5 protein-coding genes and 1 pseudogene are annotated in these 6,322 nt (G+C 66.1%); 1 reads left to right on the forward strand and 5 read right to left on the reverse strand.

The genetic code is table 11. The annotated features are described in order from the left end of the window. Positions 1–513: pseudogene (locus tag EN750_RS13950) on the forward strand (AMP-binding protein); the annotation flags it as partial. 26 nt (positions 514–539) lie between these two features. Here the strand turns inward: EN750_RS13950 and EN750_RS13955 are convergent. From EN750_RS13955 to EN750_RS13975, 5 genes are all read right to left on the reverse strand, one after another. Further along, positions 540–2,579, reverse strand: a complete 2,040-nt coding sequence (locus EN750_RS13955; RefSeq protein WP_127396758.1) for an ABC transporter ATP-binding protein/permease — start codon at positions 2,577–2,579, stop codon at positions 540–542. A gap of 61 nt (positions 2,580–2,640) precedes the next feature. Then, positions 2,641–3,819: an N-acetylglucosamine-6-phosphate deacetylase gene (nagA, locus tag EN750_RS13960; RefSeq protein ID WP_127396759.1), complete on the reverse strand. Its 1,179-nt coding sequence runs from the start codon at positions 3,817–3,819 to the stop codon at positions 2,641–2,643. Beyond that, on the reverse strand, positions 3,816–4,850 hold the full coding sequence (locus EN750_RS13965; protein WP_164873926.1) for an SIS domain-containing protein: 1,035 nt from the start codon (positions 4,848–4,850) through the stop codon (positions 3,816–3,818). Before EN750_RS13965 ends, nagA begins: the two co-directional genes overlap by 4 nt. A 17-nt stretch (positions 4,851–4,867) precedes the next feature. Further along, a complete protein-coding gene (locus EN750_RS13970; protein WP_027040192.1) occupies positions 4,868–5,650 on the reverse strand; it encodes a GntR family transcriptional regulator in 783 nt (260 codons plus the stop codon). After that, on the reverse strand, positions 5,647–6,322 hold a 676-nt coding region (locus EN750_RS13975), incomplete at its 5' end, for a BadF/BadG/BcrA/BcrD ATPase family protein (protein ID WP_127396761.1). The genes EN750_RS13970 and EN750_RS13975, both read right to left, overlap by 4 nt.

A 6,322-nucleotide genomic window follows, 5' to 3' on the forward strand; every position in this document is an offset into this window, starting at 1 on the left:
GATCCAGACAGCGGCGCAGCGCTTGCGCAGGGCGAGTTCGGCATGATCGAGGTGAAGGGCCCAAACGTCTTCGGCGGCTATTGGCGCATGCCGGAGAAGACCAAGGCGGAATTCCGAGCCGACGGTTTTTTCATCACGGGCGATCTCGGTATGATCGACGCCGACGGCTACGTCCACATCGTCGGCCGCGGCAAGGACCTTATCATATCGGGCGGCTACAACATCTATCCGAAGGAACTCGAAAGCGAGATCGACGCGCTCGACGGGGTTAGCGAAAGCGCCGTCATCGGCGTTGCCCATCCGGATTTCGGCGAAGGTGTCACCGCTGTCGTCGTGCGTGCGCCGTCATCACGGATCACCGGTGCCGAAATTCTCGGCGCCATCGCCGGGCGGGTGGCGAAATACAAGCACCCGAAGCGGGTGATCTTCGTCGATGAACTGCCGCGAAACACCATGGGCAAAGTACAGAAAAACGTGCTGCGCGATACCTACAAGGACATATACGCACCATAGTTGGGCGGTGCCTGGGGCAGGGCGCCTTACTCCTTGCGCGGCCTTTCGGCCCGGCTGCCGGAACCCCACAAGGCACGCTTCAGCAGGTTGCGCTTGCGTGGGGCGAGGTTGATGTCGCTGACAAGCTTGGCGCCGCCCTCGCGCCGTTCCAGGGTGATCTTGCGGCTGTGGAAGGCTTCCAGCTCGGCCCGGTGCGCCACGCTGATGATGGTGACATCAGGCAATTCGCGGATCACCGTCGCCATCATGGTGTCCTGGCTCTTCTCGTCGAGCGCCGAGGTTGCTTCATCCAGCACGACGATATCGGGGCGGTGCAGCAGCAGGCGCGCGAAGGCGAGACGCTGCTTTTCGCCGCCCGACAGCGTCTGGTCCCATGGCGCTTCTTCCTTGATCCTTTCGGCAAGGTAGGCGAGGCCGACCTTGTCGAGGGCGGCCTTGATCTGTTTGATCGTCCACTTGTCCGCCGCCGCGGGATAGGCGACCGCGCGGCGAAGCGTGCCCGAGGGGATGTAGGGGCGTTGCGGCAGCATGAACAGTCGCCTGTCGGCGTGGAAATTGACGCTGCCGCCGCCCCACGGCCACAGGCCCGCGACGGCCCGCACCAGCGTCGACTTGCCCGAGCCGGATTCGCCGGCCACCAGCACCCGCTCACCGGGTTCGATCGCAACCTCGGTCTCCTTGACCACGGCGGTGCCGTCGTCGAGCGTCACGGAGAGATCGTCGAGGCTGAGCATGGCACCGTCGTCGGTTTCGCCGTGCTGGATGCGTCCAAGCGCATCGCTCTGCTCCGCACGCTCGAGCCCGTCGAGCGACATCATCAGCGAAGCTACGCGCCGCGCGGAGGCGTTCCAGTCGGCAAGACGCGGGTAGTTGTCGACCAGCCATCCGAACGCGCCTTGCACGATGCCAAAGGCGGACGCTGCCTGCATCACCTCGCCAAGTGTCATTGAGCCTTCGAGGAATTTTGGCGCGCACAGCAGGATCGGCACGACCGGCGCAAACAGGCTCGATCCCTGCGACACCGCCGCCGTGCGCATGTGCTGGCCCGTCAGCAGCGCCCATTGCCTCAGCACATGGCCGAAATTCCTGTCGATGCCGCTGCGCTCCTCTTCCTCGCCGCCCAGCAAGGCGATGCTCTCGCCGTTTTCGCGCACGCGCGTCAGCGTGTAGCGCAGTTCGGCCTCCGCCTGGTTCTTCCGCTCGGAGAGCTGGACGAAATTGCGGCCGATGACCACCATCGCGGTCGAGGTGATGGCGGCATAGATCATCGCGGTGATGACCAGGAAGCCGGGAATGGTGATGCTCTCGCCGCCGATCGGCAAAGTGAGCGCGCCGCCGATGGTCCACAGCACGACGATGAAGGTCGAGGCAGACAGGAACGCGTTGAGGACGCCGGCGATGAAATCGACCGGCGACTCGGTGGCGATGCGCAGATCCTCGGTCATGCGGGCCTCGGGGTTCTGGTGGTCGCCGCCGACGAGATTCAGTTGGTAGTAGCGGCCGCCTGCCAGCCAGCGCGCGATGACCGCGGTGGTCAGCCAGGAACGCCAGCGGCGCTGGATCGTCATGCGCAGGTAGACCTGCGCGACGACAAGGCTGCCGCTGCAGATTACCAGCGGCACGAAGACGGCGCTGAGGAAATAGACGCTGCGGGCGTTGCGCTGCTCGAGGGCATCGAACATCGAACGGTTCCAGACATTGATGCCATACTGGAAGCCGATATTGATGCAGATCAGCAGCAGCACCCCGATCGTCAATGGCCAGGCAAGCCGGTCGCCGCGCCGGCTCCAGTAACCGCGCGCGCTGATCCAGAAACGCCGCAGCAGATATTTCTTGCGCTCCTGCTCGGCCCCTTCGGGCGTCAGTTGCGGATCGGGCTCGACAGCATCCGGTGGTGGCCCCGGCTGGCCGTCGACCTCCGGGGTAGCTTCGGCACTCGACAGCTTTTTTTCGCGCAGCTCCTCGTGGCGTGGCCTTTGGTCACGCGGCGCTTTCTGTGGCGGCTTCAAGGCACCGCGCGGTTTGATGCCGTCGGCCTGTTTCAATTTGGGTTTCGCCTCGGACATACGCTCCGACAACGACCTCAAAATCAAAAGGTTTCATGACGTCAGCCGACTTGACCTGATATCAACGCACAGTGTCGGAGCCGGCCGCAAAAACCTTTTCGCCGCCGATCCAGACGCCCTTCGTGTCGAGATCGTCCGACAGAGCGACAATATCCGCAGCCGTGCCGTTGGCGAATCGGCCAAGCCGGTGCGACTGACCGATTGCTTGCGCCGGATAGAGTGAGGCCATGCGCAAAGCTTCGGAAAGCTCGACCCCGACGACGCGGTGGATGAAACGAACGGCCGAGATCATGTCGAGATCGGCGCCCGCCAGCGTTCCGTCGGCGAGCCTCAGGCTGCCGTCCCTTCGATAGATGGTGCGGCCGTTGAGCGTGAACGACGTCATCTCGGTGCCGATTGTCGCCATGGCGTCGGTGACCAGCACGATCCTGGCCGGCCCCTGCTTGGCGCGCAGCGCGATCTTGATGGTGGCCGGGTCGACATGGATGCCGTCGGCGATGAGACCGGCCGACAAGGTGCCGATGTCGATGGCCGCGCCCGCCAGGCCAGGCTCTCGGTTGCCGATCTGGCTCATCGCGTTGAACAGATGGGTGATCATCGAGGCGCCGGCCTCGGCAAAGGCGCTGGCGGCGGCATAGCCGGTATCGGAGTGGCCAAGGCTGACGATGATGCCCGCTTTGGCGAGCACCGCGACGCGCGCCGGCTCGACGGATTCAGGGGCAATGGTGGTGAGCAGCACCGGTAGTTTTTGCCGCGCGGCGATCAGCATCGCCTGATCGGCATCCGTCATCGGCCGGATCAGCACCGGATCATGCGCGCCCTTGCGGGCGACCGACAGATGCGGGCCTTCGAGATGCAGTCCGAGAAACCCAGGCACCTTCTGGCGCGCCGCTGCCTCGCCGGCGGCGACAGCGGCGGCCGTGATTGCAGGCGTGTCGGTGATCAGCGTCGGCAGCAGCGCCGTCGTGCCGAAGGGCGCGTGCGCGCGGCAGATGGTCTCGATTGAAGCGACATCGGGGTGGTCGTTGAGCATGACGCCGCCGCCGCCGTTGACCTGCAGGTCGACGAACCCCGGCGCCAGAAGGCCGCCACCGGTGTCGACGACGCGGATATCCGAGGGGATGGCACCAGTGGGCAGAATGGCCTCGACGAGACCGTCGCGCACGACAAGTGCGTGGCCTTCATGCCAGTCGTCGCCGTCGAAAATCCGGGCGCCAGTCAGGGCAAAGCGATCGCTCATACTGTCTCCGTCACCTTGCGAAGATTGCGCGGCGTGTCCGGATCGAGACCGCGATGGCGGGCAAAGGCCTCGACGAACATGTAGAAGGAGACGATCAGCGTCAGCGGATCGGTCAGCGGATGGCCGGTGGCAACATGCGGCAGGCGCACGGCGCGTTTGGCAAGCGCGGAGGTGACGAACACCGGCGCGCCCTTGGCCGCCAGGCTGTCGGCGGCCTCGGCAATGGACGGTTCGGAGGCGTCGCGCGCAGCCAGCGCCAGCACCGGAAAATCGGGGCCGATCAGCGCCAGCGGGCCGTGCATGACTTCGGCCGCGCTATAGGCTTCCGCATGCATGCCGCAGGTCTCCTTGAATTTCAGCGCCGCTTCATTGGCCATCGCTGCCGACGGTCCGCGGCCGAGGATGAACAGCGACTTCTGCTTCTCGATCGTCTCAGAGAGCACGCTCATCCAGTCGCAGGCGATCGCCTTGCTGAAATGTTCCGGCAGGCGGGCAAGTGCGGCCAACAGCGCATCGTCGCCGGTGGCGTGCGCCATCAGAGCGAGGCCGGCGACCGCCGAATTGATGAAGGTCTTGGTGGCCGCCACGCTGCGCTCGGGGCCGGCCAGGATATCGATCGCATAGTCCGAAGCACGCGCCAGCGGCGAATCAGCGGTGTTGGTGATGGCGACGGTCAGCGCGCCCCCCGCCCGCGCGGTTTCGGCCATGGCGACGATATCGGGGCTCTTGCCCGACTGCGAGATCGCCAGGCAGGCCGAGCCGGCGAGCCTGAGCTTGCGGCCATAAATCGAGGCGATCGACGGTCCGACAGACGCCACGGCCAGGCCCGCGGTCAGCTCGACGGCGTATTTCATGAAGGTGGCGGCATGGTCGGACGAGCCGCGCGCCACGGTGACGACGAACTGCGGGTCGCGTTCCCTGATGCCGCGCCCGGCCTCGGTCAGCACCGCGCCGGAGCCGTCGAGCAGGCGGGCGACCGCTTGCGGGACCTCCTCGATCTCGCGCCGCATATGGGTCATTTCTGCCGACATGGTCGGCTCTGTCGTGCTCATGGTCGGCCCTCTTCGCTCGGCCCGGTCAGCCGCAGTTCGGCGACGAAATCATAGGCGTCGCCCCGGTAGATGGAGCGGGTGAATTCGATCACCTTGCCGCTCGCCAGATAGGAGATGCGTTCGATGTGCAGGCCTGCAATGCCTGGCGGCACTTCGAGCAGGCGCGCGTCGCTGTCGCCGAGATTGGCGGCGGAAATGCGCTGCACGGCGCGCACCGGCCGGTTGCCAGTCAATTCCAGCGCCGCATAGAGCGAGGAGCCTATATCGGCCGGGTCGGGCAACACGCTGGCCGACAGCGAGGCGCGCTCGATCGCCAGCGGCGTGTCGTTGGCGATGCGCAGGCGCGCCACGCGCGCCACCAGTTCGCTCGAGGACAGGCCGAGCACCATCATCTCGTCGGGCGAAGGTGCGTAAAGGCCGCGGTCGAGCCATGCCGAACGCACAGCCATGCCGCGCCGCGCCATGTCTTCGGTGAACGAGGTCAGCCGCGACAGCGACTGTTCGACACGCTCCATACGCGGCGCCACGAAAGTGCCGGAGCCGTGGCGCTGCACCAGGATGCCGCCCTTGACCAGATCCTGCACCGCCTTGCGCACGGTGACCCGCGAAATATCGGCCTTGGTGGCGATGTCGCGCTCGGAAGGCAGCGCGTCGCCCGGCCCGATCAGGCCGCGATTGACCGCGTCCTCGATGCTCTTGCGAAGCTGCAGATAAAGCGGCGCGCCGCTTTGCGCCTGATGTTTTAGCGTGGCGAAGATCTGGTCGGCGGCCTCGCTCATCGAGTTGCCTCCGCGTGTCCGGCGAAAAGGCGGACCGCCATCTGCACCGCGCCGCCCAGCGCGTCGTCGAGCGGCGGCTTCAGCAGTGCCTGGTAGCGGGCAGACAGGCGCGGCGCGTAGAGCGGCGCCAGCCCGCCGAGCAGGCACAGCGGCGCGTCGTCAGCAAGGTCGAGCGCGCCGAGCGAGGCTTCGACATCGGTGACCACCCTGTCGAGGATCCAGTTGGCGACGCTGTCGCCCTTCTCGGCATGCTCGAACACCTTGGGTGCGAAGCCGCCGAAATCGCCCGGCTTGGCATTGGTGGTGAATTCGACGACGTCTTCCGGGTTGTTGCGGAAGACGGCCAGCATGCTGTGCGTCAGCGGCGAACCGGCGCGAACGCCGTCATAGGCAAGCAGTGTCTGTTCGAGCAGGTCGCGGCCGATACGGGCGCCGCTGCCCTGGTCGCCGACCTGGAAACCCCAGCCGCCGATGGCCCGCGATTTGCCTTGTCTGCGCGCCATATAGGCGGTGCCGGTGCCGAGGATCGCCATGGCGCCGTCACCCGAGCCGACAGCGCCCTCCAGCGCGATCTCGGCGTCGGTCTCGACGCGGCTGATGCTGAACGGCAGGATCGCTTCGAGCTGCTGCCGGTAGGTGCCGACATTGGCGCCGGCCAGCCCGAGAATGGCC

This window comes from Mesorhizobium sp. M7A.F.Ca.ET.027.03.2.1, assembly GCF_003999175.1.
GTDB lineage: Bacteria > Pseudomonadota > Alphaproteobacteria > Rhizobiales > Rhizobiaceae > Mesorhizobium.

What these genes read in the sequence shown, in the direction of transcription:
- EN750_RS13955 (WP_127396758.1), bottom strand. Translation starts at nt 2,579, where the DNA reads ATGTCCGAGGCGAAACCCAAATTGAAACAGGCCGACGGCATCAAACCG.
- nagA (WP_127396759.1), bottom strand. Translation starts at nt 3,819, where the DNA reads ATGAGCGATCGCTTTGCCCTGACTGGCGCCCGGATTTTCGACGGCGAC.
- EN750_RS13965 (WP_164873926.1), bottom strand. Translation starts at nt 4,850, where the DNA reads ATGTCGGCAGAAATGACCCATATGCGGCGCGAGATCGAGGAGGTCCCG.
- EN750_RS13970 (WP_027040192.1), bottom strand. Translation starts at nt 5,650, where the DNA reads ATGAGCGAGGCCGCCGACCAGATCTTCGCCACGCTAAAACATCAGGCG.